At 57.9% G+C, this 18,788-nt stretch carries 17 protein-coding genes; 7 read left to right on the forward strand and 10 right to left on the reverse strand.

Translation table 11 applies throughout. The annotated features are described in order from the left end of the window. Positions 1 to 80: 80 nt before the first annotated feature. The 6 genes from H8709_RS10345 to deoC form a co-directional block, all read right to left on the reverse strand. The gene (locus H8709_RS10345) at positions 81 to 590 is read right to left on the reverse strand and encodes a hypothetical protein (protein ID WP_262398296.1); all 510 of its coding nucleotides are present in this window, start codon (positions 588 to 590) and stop codon (positions 81 to 83) included. Further along, entirely contained in the window at positions 587 to 1,102 is a 516-nt protein-coding gene (locus H8709_RS10350; protein WP_262398297.1) for a signal peptidase I, read from the reverse strand. The genes H8709_RS10345 and H8709_RS10350 overlap by 4 nt, the downstream gene beginning before the upstream one ends. Further along, positions 1,099 to 3,249, reverse strand: a complete 2,151-nt coding sequence (locus tag H8709_RS10355; protein ID WP_262398298.1) for a translocation/assembly module TamB — start codon at positions 3,247 to 3,249, stop codon at positions 1,099 to 1,101. The genes H8709_RS10350 and H8709_RS10355 overlap by 4 nt, the downstream gene beginning before the upstream one ends. Positions 3,250 to 3,341: 92 nt before the next feature. Further along, the gene (locus H8709_RS10360; protein ID WP_262398299.1) at positions 3,342 to 3,911 is read right to left on the reverse strand and encodes a hypothetical protein; all 570 of its coding nucleotides are present in this window, start codon (positions 3,909 to 3,911) and stop codon (positions 3,342 to 3,344) included. 189 nt (positions 3,912 to 4,100) lie between these two features. Continuing rightward, positions 4,101 to 4,733: a signal peptidase I gene (locus H8709_RS10365; protein WP_262398300.1), complete on the reverse strand. Its 633-nt coding sequence runs from the start codon at positions 4,731 to 4,733 to the stop codon at positions 4,101 to 4,103. Between the two features lie 538 nt (positions 4,734 to 5,271). After that, positions 5,272 to 5,982, reverse strand: coding sequence for a deoxyribose-phosphate aldolase (gene deoC / locus H8709_RS10370; protein WP_262398301.1), 711 nt, complete (start codon positions 5,980 to 5,982; stop codon positions 5,272 to 5,274). Between the two features lie 487 nt (positions 5,983 to 6,469). On the opposite strand from deoC, the gene H8709_RS10375 reads away from it, so the two are divergent. After that, positions 6,470 to 7,705 carry an MFS transporter gene (locus H8709_RS10375; RefSeq protein WP_262398302.1) on the forward strand — a complete coding sequence of 412 codons (1,236 nt, stop codon included), beginning with the start codon at positions 6,470 to 6,472 and terminating at the stop codon, positions 7,703 to 7,705. Between the two features lie 90 nt (positions 7,706 to 7,795). Here H8709_RS10375 and H8709_RS10380 read toward each other — a convergent pair whose 3' ends face one another. Beyond that, on the reverse strand, positions 7,796 to 8,803 hold the full coding sequence (locus H8709_RS10380) for a sugar ABC transporter substrate-binding protein (RefSeq protein ID WP_262398303.1): 1,008 nt from the start codon (positions 8,801 to 8,803) through the stop codon (positions 7,796 to 7,798). A gap of 376 nt (positions 8,804 to 9,179) precedes the next feature. Next, positions 9,180 to 9,992: a GntR family transcriptional regulator gene (locus H8709_RS10385; protein ID WP_262398304.1), complete on the reverse strand. Its 813-nt coding sequence runs from the start codon at positions 9,990 to 9,992 to the stop codon at positions 9,180 to 9,182. 214 nt (positions 9,993 to 10,206) lie between these two features. Between H8709_RS10385 and cysK the strand changes: the two genes are divergently transcribed. From cysK to H8709_RS10415, 6 genes are all read left to right on the forward strand, one after another. Further along, the gene (gene cysK, locus H8709_RS10390; protein ID WP_262398305.1) at positions 10,207 to 11,136 is read left to right on the forward strand and encodes a cysteine synthase A; all 930 of its coding nucleotides are present in this window, start codon (positions 10,207 to 10,209) and stop codon (positions 11,134 to 11,136) included. 267 nt (positions 11,137 to 11,403) lie between these two features. Further along, positions 11,404 to 12,126, forward strand: coding sequence for an aspartate/glutamate racemase family protein (locus H8709_RS10395; protein ID WP_262398306.1), 723 nt, complete (start codon positions 11,404 to 11,406; stop codon positions 12,124 to 12,126). A gap of 142 nt (positions 12,127 to 12,268) precedes the next feature. Further along, positions 12,269 to 13,474 (forward strand): dipeptidase, encoded by a 1,206-nt coding sequence (locus H8709_RS10400; RefSeq protein WP_262398307.1) that lies wholly within the window; start codon positions 12,269 to 12,271, stop codon positions 13,472 to 13,474. A gap of 62 nt (positions 13,475 to 13,536) precedes the next feature. Further along, positions 13,537 to 13,722, forward strand: a complete 186-nt coding sequence (locus H8709_RS10405) for a hypothetical protein (RefSeq protein ID WP_262398308.1) — start codon at positions 13,537 to 13,539, stop codon at positions 13,720 to 13,722. Between the two features lie 23 nt (positions 13,723 to 13,745). Then, positions 13,746 to 15,224 (forward strand): sodium:solute symporter family protein, encoded by a 1,479-nt coding sequence (locus H8709_RS10410; RefSeq protein ID WP_262398309.1) that lies wholly within the window; start codon positions 13,746 to 13,748, stop codon positions 15,222 to 15,224. Positions 15,225 to 15,229: 5 nt separating this feature from the next. Next, positions 15,230 to 15,799 (forward strand): hypothetical protein, encoded by a 570-nt coding sequence (locus H8709_RS10415; protein ID WP_262398310.1) that lies wholly within the window; start codon positions 15,230 to 15,232, stop codon positions 15,797 to 15,799. 254 nt (positions 15,800 to 16,053) lie between these two features. Here the strand turns inward: H8709_RS10415 and H8709_RS10420 are convergent, their stop codons facing one another. Together H8709_RS10420 and H8709_RS10425 are read right to left on the reverse strand one after the other, a co-directional pair. Continuing rightward, positions 16,054 to 17,763 carry a carbohydrate-binding domain-containing protein gene (locus H8709_RS10420; RefSeq protein ID WP_262398311.1) on the reverse strand — a complete coding sequence of 570 codons (1,710 nt, stop codon included), beginning with the start codon at positions 17,761 to 17,763 and terminating at the stop codon, positions 16,054 to 16,056. A gap of 341 nt (positions 17,764 to 18,104) precedes the next feature. Then, on the reverse strand, positions 18,105 to 18,782 hold the full coding sequence (locus H8709_RS10425; protein WP_262398312.1) for an ABC transporter ATP-binding protein: 678 nt from the start codon (positions 18,780 to 18,782) through the stop codon (positions 18,105 to 18,107). Positions 18,783 to 18,788 lie beyond the last annotated feature (6 nt).

Consider the following 18,788-nt stretch of genomic DNA (forward strand, 5'->3'; position numbering starts at 1 on the left):
GACGCGCTTGCCTTTTTTTCGTTTCCTGAAGAAAAATTTGATATTCGACACGATGGGTCACCGTCCTTCCGATTGAATTTTTATCCAGCAGGCGTGGCCTGCTCCGCCCGGACCGTCACGGTAATGAGGTCGATTTCATCCGCAAGCGCCGCCGCGTTGTTTTCTTGCGGCCATGTCACCGTCAGGGTATAGGAATGGGTGGTCGCCGCCGTATGGGGGAGTAAGCCGCCAGACCAGGTGGAACTGCCGGCGTCCTTCAACAAGGCATAGCCGTCGCCGGCGGCTCCGGCGCCGGAAAGGTCAAAATGCAGCGGCAGGTTTCCGCTGGTCGTCACGGTGACGGTATAGTCTTGCGTTACATCGCTGACATTAGTGCCGGTAAAGTTGACGACATCAAAAGAAAAAGTTTTGCTTCCTCCCGGCTTTAATTCCCCCGAGGAAAAATTGAGGGAGGTCGCTTTCATATCCACAGTGGAGATACTCGCCGTGCCGGTTCCGGACACGGAGGTCATATAGCGGGAGAGCGTCACGGTGGAGGCGAGCGCTACAATCAAAACCAGAAACAAAAGCCAACGGATTTTCACCTTCATCGTTTTTCCTCCCTTTTGTTTTTTTTCAGTTTCGCGGTTATTTGGGGGCCTTCGATCAGCGCAAAGCCGGTCAGGATGAGGATCAACAATCCAAGCGGGGTGCGCAGGAAGGAGATAACGCCGCCCACCCACGGAATGATGGCTACCATGGCGCCTTCAATCTGCTTGGGGTCCAGGATATCCTGATCCTTGGCATTGTTGGCGTCCCCCTGGGTGATGAAGCCGCCCTCGGCGGTACCAACGATGCGGTGGGTGACAAAAGAGCCGCCCTGCCGGAAGATGACCACGTCTTGCATCTCATATTGTTCCCGCTTTTTAAAGACCACCATGTCTCCCACCGAGAAGGTCGGCTCCATACTACCGGAAACGACGATGGCCTGGGAATATCCGAAAAGCTTGGGTAGGTCCTGCCGCAAAAGAAAGCGCGCGGCCAGCAGCCAAAGGTTTACCAGTAAGACGAGGCACAGCAGGACAATGACAAGGCCCCGTAGAATTTTAAGAAACTTCTTCATACCTTCTGCTCCGCATGGATGGTGATGGTGATATGGTGGCTGCGGTCGGAATGGGAGCCGATGGCAGTATCCAGCGCGTCGTTGCCGCTTTGATAAGGCCAACGCCACTCCAGCGTATAACCGATGCTGCCGTCGGCGGGAAGCTCCACGGCTATAGCTTCGAGTTGTGCCGGTGTGAGCCATGTCGTCGCGTTCCCCGCCACATAGACTCCGCCGTCGGTCAGTTTTAACCGGTATACAAAGGGAATCTGCCCCGCGCTGTGGGCCGTCTCCGCGATGGTCATGTCGAACACAACGCCAAAGGCATTGGGATTTTTAATATTAAACTGATAGCTCCCGCTGACGCCCGGGTAGATTTTACCCTTGACGGCGCTGTCGTTCGCGGCAAAAAGATTGATGGTGGTCAGCTGGGTCCATGCGGTATGGTCCGCATCCGAGACAACCGGCGCGTTTCCACTGGGGAAGGGCTCGTCCGAGGACGTTGTGATGTCCGGCGTCGAAGTGGTGGTAGTGGAAGTAGTCCCCGACGTGGAGGTGGTGCCGGACGTGGAAGTGGTGCCCGACGTGGAGGTGGTACCAGGCGTCGGCTTGGAATCGGGGGACGGTCTTGTGCCCGTGGTTGGCGTAGTGACGGAGGTCGGGGTGGTGGCTGGCGCCGGCCTGGAACCTGTCGTCGGGGTGGTGCCCGTGACGGGCGGCGTGACGGGGTCCGGTACAGTATTCGTACCGCCGCTAATGGGACGCGCGGTGTCGCCGCCGATCAAATAACCTCCGTCTTCCACCGGCGGCCGTACGGCTGTGCCGTCGGACGTGGTAATCTCGCCGCCGTCAATCGTTGTGCCGTCGGGCAAGGTGACGATGCCGTCTTTTACCGTCGTGCCATCGGGAAGGGTGACCGTTCCGTTGGCGCCGGGGCGAAGGGGAGTGCCGTCTGGAGTTTTGACGGTGCCGTCGGCGGTGATGGTGGTGCCGTCGGGCAGCGTTGTGAGGCCATCGGCGTCCACGACGGCGCCGTCGGGCGTGATGACCATATTGTTCTCATTGTCGATCACCATGCCGTCGGGCAGGCTGATGGTGTTGTCGGGGTGGATGACGGTGTGGTCCGGCAGGGTAATCTCGCTTTTATCAAGGTCGACGACTGTGCCGTCTGTAAAGGTGAGGGTCGAATTGTCCGCCGCGATTACGGCGCCGTCCGGTAGGGTCACGGTATTGTCCGCCCCAACGGAGGTGCCGTCGGGCAGGATGATGGTGCCGTCTTTGGAAATGGTGATGCCGTCGGGCGGGGCGGTCTCTTTGCTGGGGGAGACGATTGTGCCGTTTTGGGTCGTGACGGTGCCGTCCGGGGACACAAAGGTGCCGTCAGGCAAGACCGCGCTGCCGTCCATGGAGACAAAGGTGCCGTCGGACAAAATGACGCCGTTATCCGGGACGACGATGGCGCCGCCGGGAAGCACCGTCGCTCCGAAGGGGGTCAGGATTGCGCCGTCGGCGCTATTGGCGGCGCCTTTGGGCGTAGTCACATGACCGTTTCCCGTCACGGTGGTGATCTTGTCGGGATTGATATGAATTTTTCCATTATGCTGGTTGATTTCAACCTCGACCTCTAAAAGCGCGATCTGCGTGGACAAGGTCAGGCTGTACCCTTCGCCGTCCGCATCCAGGAGTTTGGCACTATTTGTCTTGCCGTACGCCACCGTCAGTTTAACCGAGGCCACGACATTGCCGTCGGCGTCCACGGCGGAGATGGTGTGTTCGGCGGGCTGAACATTGTGAAAGAAAAACGCGCCCTTGCTGTCAGTCACGACCTCCCGCGGCTCGCTTTGCAAGCGGATGGTTCCGTTTTCATACGGCGTCCCATCGGTGTAAACCGCGCGGCCGGAAAAGGACACCGGCAGGGCCGCGGCGGGATTGCCGTTGGGATTGAGCACAATGGTGTCCACATGCTGGCCCTCGTCCGGATCGACGGCCCGCTGCCTAAGAATATAGCCTACGATACAGGTAGTGGTGACGAGTACGAGACAAAGCACCAAAAGCAGGGGGAGAAGCCACCTGCGATTCTTCTTTTTTTCAGTTGTCTGGGGAGCCGGTACGGTGTTTTGGCTCATAATCTGCCTCCTCGCCTGATGGTGGTGGATCTCCTTCAGCATTCGGCAAAAGACACGCCGCCGTGTCCTTTGCCGAGGGCTGAAAGCCCCCGGGAATCCCCGCCCGGCACAGTCGGGCGGGGAGAAAGCCGCGGTTATGCAAGCTGTTGCTCCGCGGTAAGGGTAATCGTAAAGGTTAAATCGGCTGCCGCCTTACCGGCGGTCGTGTCGTTGGCGTTATTGGTTTCTCCGCCTTCCCAGCGCCAATAAATGGACTTGGACACGGGCGTTCCCACGCTGGCGAGCGCAACGGTCTGATCGGCTACATCAGTCCAGGCCGTTGTAAACGACGCATCGGAATAGAACTTGATATTGCCGGCAGTTTCAGTGAAATTGTCGGTGTTCAGAGCGATGGAGTACTGATACGCTACCTCTGAACCGGTTCCGTCGATCTCAATGTCAATTTTGCCCTTGTCGCCGGGGGCAATGGTACCGTCATTGACCAGGGCGTTGGTTTCTTTGGTGTCTTTGAGATTGAAGGTGTAATCGGTTGTCTGCGCGGTACCGCCTTGATTGAGCGCAATGGCCCATTTGGCAACATTGGCTGTACCCGTTCCGGTGATCTCCGTGGTGTATCTGGCCAAAGTCCCGCTGAGCAGGCAGGTCGTCACCAGGCACAGAGCAAACGCCAGTAAACCAAGACGTCCCAGTATGCTTTTCTTCATAATTGGTATCCCCCTGTTTTGATCATTTTGAGAACCGTGCGTCGTCCGCGGAGCACGGTTCTCAGGCTTCTCCACGGTACGCATGCTTTTTGCCGGGTCTCCGGCCGAAGGATCCACCGGTTTCCCGGCTCTATGTAAGCGCTGCCCCGGCGTTCTGTGCCCGCCGGTTACACGCAAATACATACTGACTCATCGCTTGACGGAAAGATCCGTCTCCTCCGCCTGGCTCTCACGGAGCTTGGCAAGTTCCACTTCCAGTTGGGCCGTTCTGGCTTTTTCCCTTTTGCTCTCCTGGGTTCTGCGGAAAATATCCCAAGCCAAATAGAGCAGGATGGGCAGAACAATAAAGAGAATCATGCCGGTGGTGGACTGCATGAACATAGCAAAGCCTCCGAGCCCCGCGATATGTCCGATATATACGCCCTCCACCTGTTGGGGGCTGACCGCCAGCCGGTCGGAGGTGTTGTTGGCGTCTCCCTTGGTGATATAACGGGTTTGCCCGTCCTGGGTTACCACCTCTTCGATGCGGTGGGTGATGGCGGCGCCGTCAGAGAGGTAACAGATGATATCGCCGGCTTTGAGCGCCGCCGTATCCGTCTGTTTGACAAAGATGAGGGAGTTTGTATCAAACTCCGGCGCCATAGAGCCGGATAGAACGATGACCGGCTTGATGCCGAATATGCCGGGAATGTGTGCGGGCTGGGTGTAGGTTTTTACAATCATGACGGTATTGATCAAGATCACCGGGACGAATAGCACGCAAAGAATGATGCTGATGATCATACTCGCCCGTCCCGTGGTTTTGTCCTTTTTCTTGTCCATGTTTCCATCCTCCGTTTGTGTTTGCCGCCCCTTCCACGGGGAAAACCGGCGAAACCATCATTAAAGCGCTCAAAATGTAAAATGGGTAGGCCCTCATGTTGAGGTCTACCCGTAAGATGTATATGCAGATGTAAATCACGGGCGCCGCTATACTAAACGACCCCGTTGTAAGAAATAAAAAGGACACTTTCTGTTCGCGGAAAGTGTCACGCTTCAACCTGCTTGAAAGGGGCGGTTTTTTATTTTAAACGGATGTCAACCTCCGAAAAACCTGTACTTTTTGTTACAATATAACAATTTTATTCTTACTTACTCCATATTTTACAGAATTTCTTATAAAATTGCAAGGGAACAACCGTAATTACAGTGTCTTTTCGGTAATATTGTGTCGATTGATAAAGAGTTCTGTGACGGACATGAACAAGGGCCGGGATGAAAACATGAAAAGGGACACTGTCTTAAACAGTGTCCCTTTGGTGCCTATTATCTTACCTACCCATGGGCCTTCCTTTTTCCAGAATGGAGGAGAGGCGCGCAGCTATTTGTCCAGACCCAGCACGATGGGGGTGGAGCGGTAGCCGATACCCATCCGGTCGATGCCCATATCGATCAGCTCCAGGAAATGCTCCCGCGTGCGGATGCAGCCCGAGCCCTTGACCTTGCAACGGCCCTTGGCGGCCTCCATCATGGTCTTGACCACCTCGACAGTGGCGCCCTTCTGCTCGCCGCCGGTATAGAAGCCGGTGGAGCTCTTGACAAAATCGGCTCCCGCCTCACAGGCTACGTCGGTGGCTTTGGCCACTTCGTCCAGGGTCAGGGCGTCGGTTTCAAAAATGACCTTGACGATCACGTTATAGGGGTGGCAGACGTCGCAGACCGCCTTGATGTCCTCCCGGACCGCGTCCCAAAGGCCGCTGCGAATCCAGCCGAAGTTGGCGACGATGTCCAGCTCCGCCACGTCGCCCCGTTTGCAGTAGGCTTCCGCCTGAAGGACTTTGGCTGCGGTGGTGGACAGGCCAAAGGGAAAATCACAGACCACACAGATGGTGGTGGAAGTTCCGCGGGTGAGCTCGGAAGCGATGTCGAGGGAGGCGGGATTCACACAGACCGTTTTGCAGCCGTAATCAATGCCCTCCTGGATGTATCTGCGGATGTCCGCCTGGGTGAACTCAGGCTTTAATACCGATTGGTCGATGTAGGAAGCAAGCTCCGCTACGGTCATATCCTCCGCTTTTTTGTTCGGTTTCAATCAAAAGACCTCCCATCATGTTCTTACCCTCAATATAGCTGTTTTCTCAGCCCCTGTCAAGGAAGAACCGGCCCTGCGGAATAAAAAAACGGCGGGAGACTCCGGGCGGATAGAAGAAAACGGACGCGCAGGCAAGTGGGACCAAAGACGCGGGCGGTCGGGCGGATGGGGCATGAGGCGGCCCAGGTCCACCGTGGCGCAAGTGAACGCCAAATGGGGACCGTGACTGCCGGTCGTTAAGGAGGGGGAAACGGGGATAGGGAGGGACCGCGCAGAAGGACGCCGGGCGGCTGTCGGAGCCGGAAGGCACTCTGTCGGGACCTGTAGCTGTCGGTCGCTTAGGAGAGGACAACGGGGAAAGGGAAGGACCGCACAGAAAGACGCCGGGCGGGAGGACAGGCGGTGGGCGGAAAAACGGGGAGAAAACCGTTGCGTCCTCCAGGAAAAGGTTTATAATGAAACGGTATGGAAAAAGGAGAGGATTGAAATGGAAAAAGAGAACAAACGCCAGCAGCGGCTGCTGCTGGCCATCGTCGCACTGTTTTGGTTTGCCCAATATATTTACGTGCCCTTCCAGACGCCTTACTTGGGCGGCATCCAGGTGTCGGCGGCCATGATCGGCATTATCATTGGGGCCTACGGCGTCACCCAGATGACGCTGCGCCTCCCCATCGGGGTGCTGGCCGACTACCGGGGACGGCACAAAGGCTTTATTTTGATCGGCGCGCTGATGGCGGGTGGCGCCTCGGCGCTGCGCTTTCTCTTCCCCAGCGGCATGGGATTTCTCGTTGCCAACCTGCTTTCCGGCTGCGCGTCCTCCATGTGGATTTCCTTTATGGTGCTCTACACCAGCTTCTTTGAGAAGGAGGGACAGCAGTCCGCCACCAGCCGCATCATCCTCTTTAATAATGTAGGCGTGCTGCTGGGCTTTCTGAGCGGGACCCTCCTCTACGGGCGATTCGGTATGCCGGTACTCGTCGTCCTCAGCGCGGCGGCCGGCTTTGCGGGGGCGGGGCTCGCGCTGCTGTTAAAAGAAAACGGCGGGAACGGGACGGCCGCCGCCCCCATCATGCAGGAGCGCCCACGGGTGGGAGGACTCCTGCGCATCTGCGCAAACCGCCGCCTCATTCTTTTCGCCCTGTTCGCCCTCATCCAACAGGGCATCCAGATGGCCACCACCATGTCCTTTACCACCCAGGTCCTCAAAGATTTGGGCGCCAGCTCCTCGGTGATCGGCTTTTCCTCCATTTTATATATGCTTTCCTCCGTCTTCTTTGCGTGGCTGGCGTCCACCCGGGTCTGTGAGCGCCATGGCCCCAAAGTCTGGATTCCCGCCGTCTTTGCGGTGGTAGTCGCCTACTGCCTGCTGGTGGGCCATGTGGGCAGCATTCCGGTCATCTTCCTGCTTCAGATTCTGCCGGGGCTTTCCACCGGCGTGCTCCTTTCCTATATCATCTCGGAAGCCATGCTGGAGGTCCCGCCCCAGCAGAAATCCACCGCCATGGGCTTTTTCCAGGCGGTGTACGCCATCGGCATGACGGCCTTTCCCATGCTGACCGGCTCTTTGGCCGAGCACCTCTCGGTGTCCAGCGCTTATGACGCTCTGGGCGTCATCGCCCTCTTAGGAAGCATCGGGGCCGCCGCCTTCTACCTGCGCCAGAAACGGCGGGCCGTCCCGGATTTGCAAGAGGAGCGGGAACTTGTTAAGAGCAAAACCAGATAATAAAAAAGGGACAGCCGTTTTGGGCTGTCCCTTTTTTATTAGGAGGATGACGCCGCAGCGGCGGTTGCCGTCCAACGGAAGGAACGGGCGTTACTGCCAGCTATCGGTGCCGTACTGGCCCACATTGCTGCTGTCAATGAGGAAGGTCTCCACCAAAATTTTATGCTCCACCGTCTCTCCGGCCAGCAGCTTATAGGCGACCTCCACCGACTGTTCCGCGATGGACTTGGGGGACTGGGCGCCGGTGGCTACCATTTCCCCGTTTTTGACCGCGGCCTTGCCCTCAGGCGCGCCGTCGATGCCGTAGACCTTCACGATGCCTACCTTGTTGGCTGCCTTGAGAGCCGCCACGGCACCCACGGCGGACGGGTCGTTGATGCAGAAGAAAAGGTCCAAATTGGGGTTGCCTTGAAGGATATTCTCCGCCAGGGGCAGGGAATCCTGGGTGGAACCTTTGCCGTCCTGTTCCGCCACTTCCTTGTAGGCGTCGGGGCTCGCCGACTCCGCGATGGCCTTGCGGAAACCGGCCACCCGGTCGATACAGGACTGGGCGGTGGGACTGTGCAAAATGGCGATGGTCGCGCCGTCGGGGAAGTCCTCAACCACCTTTTTGCCCACGATATACCCGGCGTTTTCGTTGTTGGAAACCAGGATGCAGTTGACAAGGTCGGTGTCCGCCACATCGTTGTCAAAGTTGACTACCAGGATATTGGCCTTTTTGCAGGCGTCCAGCCCCGGGCGCACGCCCTCCGAGTCCACGGGGTTGAGCATCAGCACGTCGATGCCCTGGGTGACCATATCTTCAATTTGGGAAATCTGTTTGGAGACGTCCTGTTGGGGGTCGGCGGAGACCAGCTCATCCCCGTTGCCCTCGATGACGCCTCGCATAATCCCTTCAATATAGCCGAAGAAGGGATTGTTCAGTGTGATGGCGGTGTAGCCGAATTTGTAAGGGCCTTTCTTGCCGCTGTCTCCGGCGTTGGAAGGACCTGCAGAGGAACCGGGCGCGGAGGAGGAGGGAGTCTCCTTTGGCGCGCAACCGGCAAAAACGGTGACGATCAAAAATGCTGCCAAAATAAGCGCCAACAATTTTTTCATGAAAAAGTCTCCTCTCATGTTTTCGGTTTGGCGGCTGATACCATATCCCCATTGGTTTGATGGGAAACTGCCCCCCTTTCCCGGCAAAATCGTCGTATCCTGTTGGCATCCGCCGTTTCTGTAAGGAAAGGGCGGTCATGTGTGATAAAAATAACAAAGGATGATATGTTTGGGTTGTATGATACAAAGTATAAAAAACAGAAAAACGTTAGTCAAGAGAAAAAAGAGAGAAAAAGCGGCCTCATTCTCGCTATTTTGCACAGATTTGGGACGATTGCAACAAGCTTGGGCCTTTGGCGGCAATGGAGCATGGGTCTATACGGGCAACAAAAAAACCTGGACAAAAATTTTTGTCCAGGCGCGGGCCGCGGCCCCATCAAATATTCATCTGCCGGGTGAAGTAGAAGTTGGAGCGCCCGCCGGATTTGGAAAACTCCAGGTAGAAAGAACACTGGTCGGCCCGGGCGATGGAGGTGGTCACCTCCACCACGTAGCCGGAGTCCAGGTAGGAGATGTGCTCCAGCTTATAGCCCGGTACGGGGCGGTCTGTGCTGCAGCGCAACAGACCGGCGATATGTTTGTCCACAATCACCGAATCGATGCGCTCGGTGACGTGGTCGATGGTGATGGAAAAACGGCTGCTGAGGACCTGATAGAGGGAAGCGGACTCAAAATTGATCTGCTCGATGCCGTTACATAAATAATAAGGAATATAGGCGTTTTCCTGGATGATGGGCTCGCCGTTGGCGCAGCGCAGCCGGGAGAGGAAAAAAGCCTGGGTCTGGCCCTGGGGAAGCATGAGTTTTTCCCGGATCTGGGGATCGGTCACCTCCACCACCCGCTGCTCCATGATGATGGAGGAGGGAGTGAAGCCGGCCTCCAGGAGATTGTCGGTGTAGCCGTAGACATAACTGATGTTGCGGCGCTGCTTCCGGTCGGTGATAAAGGTACCTTTGCCCCGGTAGCGAATGAGGAGCCCTTCCTCTACCAGCCGGTTCATACATTGGCGCACCGTGGTGCGGCTGATACCCAATAGCTCACTGATGCAGTTTTCCGGGATCATTTTGTCGCCGGGCTGCAAAACCCCCGCTTGAATTTGCACGCGGATATAGGATGCCAATTGAGCATAGAGGGAGAGTTTGCTTTCCGGGGTAAAATGAAACGTTTTTTGAAAATATTCGACATCCACAGGCGCAATCCTCCATTATTTTAATGTACCTACATTATTGTACCGGATGTAGCATACAAAGTAAAGGCCCATTCCTGGAAAACTTTGCCCTTTTAGGAATCTACCGGCAATCGAGTCGGAGGAAAACCCCCAAGAGGCTCTTTCACAAAGTTGGGTTTCGTACTATAATATAGCAATATAGTTTTGAATGAGAAATGAAGTGGGGAGAGTTACTGTGATTTATCAGAATGTTTTGGAAGCGATGGGGCACACGCCCATGATACGCTTGAGCCGGATGGGAAATCCCGACGCGGCCCAAGTCCTGGTCAAATATGAGGGACTCAATGTGGGCGGGTCCATCAAGACAAGGACCGCCTTTAATATGATCGAAGCGGCGGAGAAGCAGGGGCTCATCGGTCCCGAGTCCATCATCGTGGAGCCCACCAGCGGCAACCAGGGCATCGGACTGGCCCTCATCGGCGCGGTGAAGGGGTACAAGACGGTCATCATCATGCCCGACTCGGTGAGCGAGGAGCGCAGAAAGCTGGTGCGACACTATGGCGCCAGCGTCATCCTCATCCACGACGACGGGGACATCGGCGCGTGTATTGAGGAGTGCCTGCAGACCGCCATGCGCATGGCAAAGGAGGACCCGCGGGTCTATGTGCCCCAGCAGTTTACAAATCCCGCCAATCCCCTGGTCCACAAGCACCGCACGGCGCTGGAAATCCTCGAGCAGGTGGCGGGGCCCATCGACGGGTTCTGTTCCGGCGTGGGGACCGGCGGCACCATCAGCGGCATCGGGGAGGTGCTCAAGGCCCAGAACCCCCAGATCACCATCTGGGCGGTGGAGCCGGAGAACGCGGCCATCCTGGCCGGCGGCACCATCGGCACCCATCTGCAGATGGGCATCGGCGACGGGCTGATCCCCGAGAACCTCAACCGGGAGATCTACGACGACATCTACATCGTCACCGACGACGAGGCCATCGAAACGGCCCGGAACCTGGCCCGGCTGGAGGGGCTCATGTGCGGCATCTCCAGCGGTACCAATGTGGCAGCGGCTCTGAAGCTCGCCGAGCGCCTGGGCAAGGGCAAGACGGTGGTCACCATCCTGCCCGATACCGCCGAGCGCTATTTCAGCACCCCCCTCTTCGACGAGTAGGGAGCGCCAAGGCGCTATAATATAGGAAAAACCATCGAAGGACCGGCCGTAAAAACGGCCGGTCCTTTTTGCGCGCAAAACAGCCGCCCCGGCGAAAGCGGGGGCCGCCGTAGGCAGATTGTACGGGATTGTTTCCACAAGAGAGGGCTTTTTTCGTCGCCCTAATTGTGTCGAAAGTCGGTCGGAAATATAGACAAATTGTGAAAAAAGCCGTATAATATAGAAAATTTATACGAACATTTTAATCTTTTAAAGGGGTGAACTCTCATGAAAATACTATATGCGGTACCAGGCATCATGTCAAAAAGCCGCATGGGCACCAAAGAGATGGAACGGCGCAAAAATGTGCTGCAGTCCTTTGCGGCCCCCGGCACCATCGTGGACATCCGCGACATTCCGGATGGCCCGGAATCCATTGAGTCGACTTATGAGGAGTATTTGGGAATTCCCAATACCATCGATCTGATTGTCCAGGCGGAGAAGGACGGCTTTGACGGCGTCATTCTGGGCTGCTATGCCGACCCGGGACTGGATGGGGCCAGGGAATTGGTCAATATCCCGGTGGTGGGCCCTGGAGTCACCTCCATGCATTACGCCGCCATGCTGGGGCACCACTTTTCGGTTATCACCATCATGGACACGGTGGTTCCCACCATCGAAGAGATGGCGCTCAAAGCGGGATGTGAGAGAAAGCTCGCCTCGGTGCGGGTGGTGGACATCCCGGTGCTCGAACTCAACGAGCGTCCGGAGCTGCTCAAGGAGCGGGCCATGGAAGAGGCCAGGGCCGCCATCAAGGAGGACCGGGCCGACTGTCTTGTCTTCGGCTGCATGACCATGGCGTTTTCCGGCATGGCCAAGGAGATGAGCGAGGCGCTGGGCGTGCCGGTCATCAGCCCGCCGATTGCGTCCCTCAAGTTCCTGGAGGGCCTAATCGCCAGCGGACTCAGCCACAGCAAGAAGGCGTTTCCGACCCCGCCCAAACTGAGATAGAGAATAGCGTGCGGGAAACAGGCGGGAGGGGAACCCAAGCCTGGAAAAAAAGGACGAAAGCGCACGGGGCTTTGGTCCTCGACGCGCATGACATGGCCGGCGGCTATGCCAATTAAAAGTATTTTGGAAAGGACCTGAAAACATGGCACTGAAAAAAGGCTACAAGGGATTTAAATCCTATGAATATCTGGAAGCGGGCGTGGATTTCCCCTGGATCGAGCCCGCGGAGGAAACCAACGAATTCGAGCCCTATCTCATTGAGCTGACCCCCGCTCAGGAAGACAAAGTGGCCGAGATCGAGGCGAAATATCCCGTCATCTCCCTGCATGAGCATGTCAACACATTCCCCAAGGACATCACCCGCTCCTTGGAGTATGCCAACAACGGCCGGGTGCTCACCGCCTACAAAGGCCTGGCGGAGTCCAACCTGGACGCGGTGTTTGATAACCTTCTCGACGGCGTCTGCTTCATCACCTCCAAGCACGGCTGGAAGTGGGACGACGTCATCTATGACCTGGGGATGCGCTGCTGCGACATCGCCCACCAGGACTTCCTTATTAAATGCGGTTCGGTGGACGACATCCTGCGGGCCAAAAAAGAGGGCAAAATCGCCTGGATTCCCACCATCGAGGGCGCGGCCATGATTGAAAATGAGCTCGACCGCATCGACATGCTCTACGGCTTCGGCGTGCGGCTCATGGGACTGACCTACAGCGAGGCCAACGGCATCGGCTGCGGCATCAAGGAGGAGCACGACGGAGGACTGACCAAGTTCGGCGAAGAGGTCGTCGACCGGATGAACCGCATCGGCATGGCCATCGACCTGTCCCATGTGGGCGAGCAGACGGCGGCCGACGCCATCGCGGCGAGCACCAAGCCCATCCTCATCACCCACACCGGCGCCCGTTCCCTCTGGCCCTCCAAGCGGCTCAAAACCGACGACGTCATGAAGGCTTGCGCCGAAAAGGGCGGCGTCATCGGCGTGGAGGCGGCGCCCCACACCACATTGACCCCCAATAACCTGGAGCACAACATCGAAGGCATCATGGAGCACTTTGAGTACATCAAAAACCTGGTGGGCATCGATCACGTCTCCTTCGGACCCGACACCACCTACGGCGACCATGTGGGGCTGCACAACGCGGCGGCCAAGACCCTCTCCCTCAAGCAGGTCCAGGCGGCGGGCGGCGCATCCTTCCCCCATGTCCAGTATGTCAAAGGCATGGAGAACCCCACCGAGGCTTTCCGCAACGTGGTGCGCTGGCTGGTCAAGCACGACTACGCCGAGGAGGACATCGCCAAGGTCATCGGCGGCAACACCCTGCGCGCCCTGCGCGAAATCTGGTAACTTCCCGGCGGGTTTCCATAGGCCCGCTGGTGTAGAGAATAGACAGGAAAGGAGCAGATCACATGAAGGTCAAATTGCCAATTGGTTCCATCATCTTAATGCTAGTTTTTCTCATTGGCGGCACCCTCATCATGGCATTTAACGTTCCCGGCAACTTTTGGAACCTGGGGACCGGCCCCTGGATCATCGGCTATCTGGGCTATATCTTCCTAGTTGCCGCTGCCATCTACCATGCAGTGAAAGAATAGAAAAACAATGAGGTGAAAACGTAATGTCAGCGACGACACAATATTTTATCATTATCATTTTGTATTTTGTGGCCATGCTGGGCGTTGGTTTTATCTTCAACCGGAAGGTGAGCTCCGATATGGACTACTTCCTGGCCAAGGATAAGCTGGGTCCCGCCGCCATCGGTTTCTCTTTTTCCGCCACCCAGATGAGCGGCAGCACCTATCTGGGCGCTGTGGGCCAGTGCAAAGTGCTGGGCTACAACTTTATCCCCGCGGCCATCGCTTCGGCTTCTGCGCCCTGGTTCTCCTACATCCTGGTGGGCGACCGGATGCGCAAGGTGTCCTCCCGGTTAAAGAGCGTCACCCTCTCCGACGTCTTTGAGGCGCGCTACGGCAAAAGCTCTTCCTTAATCAGCGTCGCCATCATCATCATCGCGTCCATCCCGATGATCGCCGCGCAGCTCAAAGCGGCGGCCAACTCCTTCGAAGTGCTGCTGGGCATCCCCTACTGGGCGGGCCTGCTGGTCTTCGGCGGTATCGTCATTCTCTATACGGTCCTTGGCGGCATGTTCGCCGTGGCCTGGACCGACTTAATTCAGGGCATCATCATGATCGTGGGCTTCGCCATTCTGGCCCCCGTCGCGGTCAGCGCCGCCGGCGGCTTCTCCCAGATGCACGCGGCTTATGCGCAGATTAACCCCGCGGGCATGGGCTTTACCGGCGTCATGCCGCTGTTGTGGGTGGTCTCCGGCTTCTGGGTCTATGGATTCTTCCAGATCGGCGGCTCCCCCGCTTCCACCACCCGCTTTCTCATCACCAGCGACGACAAGACCCTGAAAAAAGCGCTGGTCTACTCCGTTGGATTCCAGTCCTTCATCTACATCTGCTTTACCCTCATCGCCATCGCCGCGGGCGTCCTGCTTCCGGCGCTGGAGAACACCGATATGACCGTCCCCATGCTGATGCAAAACCTCCTGCCTCCCATCGTCGGCGGCATCGTTCTGGCGGCGGCATTGGGCGCCATGATGTCCACCATCGACTCCATCCTGCTCATGACGGGGTCGCTGGTTACCAACAACATCTATGTTAAAATGATGCATGGCGAGAGCAACAGCAAGAAGGGCCTCACCATCAGCCGTGTGGTCACCCTGGTCATCGGCCTGCTGGGTCTGGTGGTCGCCATCAACCCGCCGGCATCTGTCCTGTGGATTGTCACCATCTCCTTTAGCCTGATGGCTTCGGCCTTCACCTTCCCGCTGATGTTGGGCCTCTGGTGGCCCAAATGCACCAAGGCGGCAGGAACCGCCGGCATCATCGGCGGCGCCGTCGCCTGCGTCTTCTGGTATGTGATGGGCTATGTGCAGTTCCAGTCCTTCTCCAATTGGCCGCTGGGAATCTGGCCCGCCATCTTCGGCGGCGTCGTCTCCCTGATCATCTGCGTCGTGGTCAGCCTCTTCACCAAGAAGCCTTCCCAGGAGGTCATCGATGTCTTCTTCGATGACATTCTGATCAAGGACTAACGGATATGATCATTCAGTGCACACCCCAGCGCCTAAGCGCGCCGGAAAAGGTGGAACAGATGGCCGTCAAGGAAACTTACGGCGCGGTGGGAAGAATCATCCGCCTGTTCACCCGGCCCCAGCCGGTGCGGCTGCTGGAAACCCACTTTTTCTACTACCCCTATTACACGGCGGGGGTCAAGTCGGAGCTGCCCCAGCCCGGGAACCGGCGGATGACGGAATATTATTTCGCCGTCTGCGACAGCCTGGACGGGCATGTCTCCAAGATGAAAAACCTGCCGGTGCTCGAGGACAAAGAGGTGGACCCGGGGATGGTGGCGAAAGCCGTCGTCACCCTGGAAAATGCCGGGGACATCATCTGCGAGGAGCTCAAGAAACAGGTAATGGCCAAGTTCGGCAGACAGGCGGAGATCACCCTTAAAGAAATTCAGAAGATTTATAAGCCCTTCTACGCGTGCAAATGTGCCCGGGGAGAAAAGCAGTTTTACCGGGTGCTGGACGCCGAAATGATGGAGCGCAACTACTTTCTGGATTTAAAGTTCCCCCAACTGGTCTTCGAGGAAAATGAAGCATAATTAGATAAAAAGCAGCCGCCTGACCAGGCGACTGCTTTTTTGCGCCTGCGGCTTGCAGGACGCGCTATGGCACGAAGGTAGTGATAAGCGCGAGCGGCGCGGCAGTCGTATGGATGAAGCCTCGGCTGCGGCAACCCGGACCGGAGGTCCGCCAGCGGCGGGCGGGACGCGTGATGGCACGAAGGTGGTGATAAGCGCGAGCGGCGCGGCAGTTGTATGGATGAGATCCTGATCGCGTCATCCCGGATCGGAGGTCAATAGGGGGAATCGGTGGGCCGGGTCTCTTGGCTCGTCACGTTGGCGGCGTCGATTCTGTTGAGTGTCACCGAGGCGGATTGATCGGCGGCCAGGAAGAAATAGGTCTCGCCCTTTCGCAGCGCGGGGGAGGAATAGACCACCGACTGGTACATCCGCGCCGGCGTATAGGTGGCCAGCACCTGGCCGCTTTGGTCGGTGAGGGTGAGGGGAATGCCGCCGGGCACCGTGTCCGGGAGGTTGCACAGGAAGGAATACTGGGTCGAGAGGGGGCCGAAGCCCTGGGCCCAGGGTCCGCTGCCCGCAGCCAGGATGGTGCCGCCGGTGATGATGGCAACGCCGTCGTAATCAAGGGCGGTGTCGGAGGTGTAGCTGGCCCCGCAGACCTGGATGGACCCACCCTCCACATACAGGTCGCCGTTGGTGTCGATGCCGTCCCCGGCGGCGTCGATGGACAGGGTGCCGCCGGTAATGCGCACGAAATAGTCGTTGTCCTCGCCGTCCAGACTCTCCTTGGGGCGGTTTTCCTTCTTCGGGTCCTTGCTGGCGGCGTTGATGCCGTCGTCCGAGGCGGTCACGGCGATATCGCCGCCGGAGATGGTGACGGTGGCGCCCTCAAGGCCCTCATAGCAGGCGGGGATGTGGAGAGTTCCGCCGCTGATCAGCACGTCTTCATCGGCATGGACAGCGTCGTCGCCCGCGAAGATGGACAAGTTCCCGCCGGAAATTTCCACCGAACCGTTGGCGTGGATGGCGTCTTCGTAGGTGTCAATCTCCATTTCGCCGCCGGTGATACGGACGGTGTGGGCGGACTTGAGTCCCTTGGCGTTAAAGTCCACCGCCTCTTCCTCTGCTTCCGGTTTCTCCGCCCCCGCCATGGACCACTGGGTGTGGGGACTGCCCGACAGGGAGGAGGGGGCGTTCTCACTGCCGCCCCGGGTGGTGACGGAAAGGGTACCGCCGTCGATCTGCACCAGGTTTTCCGCCTGGATGGCGTCGTTTTGGGCGTCGATGGCAAGATTGCCGCCCGCCATGTAGAAGAGACCCCGCCCCTTGGCGGTGCTGCTCGACTGGATGCCGTCGGTCTGGGAACGGATGTCCACCTCCCCGCCGCCGACCTTGACATAATCCCGTCCGGAGAGGCCCTGGCCCGCGGAGGTAATCCGCACCCGCCCGCCGGTGACGGTCAGCCCGTCCTTGGAGACAATGCCGTGGCGGAAATTGCCGGTCACTTCCAGGCTCCCCGTGCCATTGATGACGAGATCCACCTTGGAGTAAATACAGCCGTCCACCTTGTTGTCCCCGTGAAAGAGGGCGTAGGAGCTGCCGTCGCTGAGATAATTTTCGCTATTCTCCGTGAGGGTGAGGACCACCTTGCCCGCTTCGATGACATAGAGGGGAGCGTCGTCCTTGCAGGGGATGGACGCGCCGTCCAGCACCAATTGGACCACCTGGTCTTCAGAAGCCATCACAACGATGCAGCCGTCGTCCAGGCGGCCCGAGAGGACATAGGTCCCGCCCGTGCCGATGGTCAGCAGATTGCCGCGGGCGGTGGCGCCCCGGCCCTGGACTGAAATTTTTGTCCCGTCAAAATGAATCTTGGCGGCCTTGGACGGGTCAAACGAGCTGGGTGTGTTGTCAATGGAAAGGTCAAAGCCGTCCGGTGTCAGGATGGGAGCGGGCGTATCGGGCCGGCCGATCTGTTTCATGTCCGGCCATTCGCAGCCGGCGAAGGACAGCAGGACGGCAACTGCCGCCAAAAGCGATAAGACTTGTGTAGAAAACCGGCGCAAGGCGCCCGCCCCCCTTCCGTTTTCTGCCGTCCCAAAGCCGGGCGGCATGGATGTTCTTATTATAGCATGGGAGGGGCGCCGGGTAAAATACCCCGACGGCGCAAAAAGTTGGCAGATTTGATGGAGGGTCATCTTGGAAGGGCAAAGAGCGGGGGAGAAAAGACCGATGTCTTTGGCGGAGAGACACCGTCGGACCCGGAGGGAGAAGATCGGGTAACAAAAACCCAGCCGTCTTTTTGACGGCTGGGTTTCTATGATTACTCCGCTTTGTCTTTGTCGAGCAGATCGTCCACCGGTTCACTGCCGTCCAGGACATGGACCTTGCCCTGGGTCAGGCGGAAGATCACATCGGCTTGCTTGGCGATCTCACTGGAGTGGGTGACCACGACCACGCATTTGCCCAACTGGTGGGCGCTTTCTTTGAGCAGGATGGTGATCTCCTTGGCGGTGTCCTCATCCAGGTTGCCGGTGGGCTCGTCGGCCAGGATGACCGGCGCCTCACAGGCCAAGGCCCGGGCGATGGCCACCCGCTGCTGCTGGCCGCCGGAGAGCTTGAGGACGTTGCGTTTGGCTTCCTCTTCGGTCAATCCCACCTTGACAAGCTCGGGGATGGGCGGCTTTTTGGAGGTGAGCATGACGTTTTCCGCCGGGGTCATGTAGTCGATCAGGTTATAGTTTTGGAAAATGAACGCCACATTGCTGCGACGGTGGGCTTCCAGGCCGATTTCGTTTAAATCCTTGCCCCGAAACAGGATTTTGCCGCCGGTGGGGATGTCCAGACCGCCGATCAGGGAGAGCAGGGTGGTCTTTCCGCAGCCGGAAGGGCCCAGGATGACATACATCTTTCCCTCTTCCAGCGTTAAATCAATGCCGTCGAGCACCACTTTGAATTGGGTGTAGGCGTAGGAGACCTCTTTTAATTCGAGCAGACTCATAGTTTT

This window comes from Zongyangia hominis (assembly GCF_014385095.1).
GTDB lineage: Bacteria > Bacillota > Clostridia > Oscillospirales > Ruminococcaceae > Zongyangia > Zongyangia hominis.

Excerpts from the sequence above, each read along its gene's own strand:
- H8709_RS10420 (WP_262398311.1), bottom strand. The coding sequence starts at position 17,763 with ATGAAACAGATCGGCCGGCCCGATACGCCCGCTCCCATCCTGACACCG.
- H8709_RS10380 (WP_262398303.1), bottom strand. The coding sequence starts at position 8,803 with ATGAAAAAATTGTTGGCGCTTATTTTGGCAGCATTTTTGATCGTCACC.
- H8709_RS10355 (WP_262398298.1), bottom strand. The coding sequence starts at position 3,249 with ATGCTGAAGGAGATCCACCACCATCAGGCGAGGAGGCAGATTATGAGC.
- H8709_RS10425 (WP_262398312.1), bottom strand. The coding sequence starts at position 18,782 with ATGAGTCTGCTCGAATTAAAAGAGGTCTCCTACGCCTACACCCAATTC.
- H8709_RS10350 (WP_262398297.1), bottom strand. The coding sequence starts at position 1,102 with ATGAAGAAGTTTCTTAAAATTCTACGGGGCCTTGTCATTGTCCTGCTG.
- H8709_RS10395 (WP_262398306.1), top strand. The coding sequence starts at position 11,404 with ATGAAAATACTATATGCGGTACCAGGCATCATGTCAAAAAGCCGCATG.
- H8709_RS10405 (WP_262398308.1), top strand. The coding sequence starts at position 13,537 with ATGAAGGTCAAATTGCCAATTGGTTCCATCATCTTAATGCTAGTTTTT.
- H8709_RS10360 (WP_262398299.1), bottom strand. The coding sequence starts at position 3,911 with ATGAAGAAAAGCATACTGGGACGTCTTGGTTTACTGGCGTTTGCTCTG.
- H8709_RS10400 (WP_262398307.1), top strand. The coding sequence starts at position 12,269 with ATGGCACTGAAAAAAGGCTACAAGGGATTTAAATCCTATGAATATCTG.
- H8709_RS10345 (WP_262398296.1), bottom strand. The coding sequence starts at position 590 with ATGAAGGTGAAAATCCGTTGGCTTTTGTTTCTGGTTTTGATTGTAGCG.
- H8709_RS10410 (WP_262398309.1), top strand. The coding sequence starts at position 13,746 with ATGTCAGCGACGACACAATATTTTATCATTATCATTTTGTATTTTGTG.
- H8709_RS10365 (WP_262398300.1), bottom strand. The coding sequence starts at position 4,733 with ATGGACAAGAAAAAGGACAAAACCACGGGACGGGCGAGTATGATCATC.
- H8709_RS10415 (WP_262398310.1), top strand. The coding sequence starts at position 15,230 with ATGATCATTCAGTGCACACCCCAGCGCCTAAGCGCGCCGGAAAAGGTG.
- H8709_RS10375 (WP_262398302.1), top strand. The coding sequence starts at position 6,470 with ATGGAAAAAGAGAACAAACGCCAGCAGCGGCTGCTGCTGGCCATCGTC.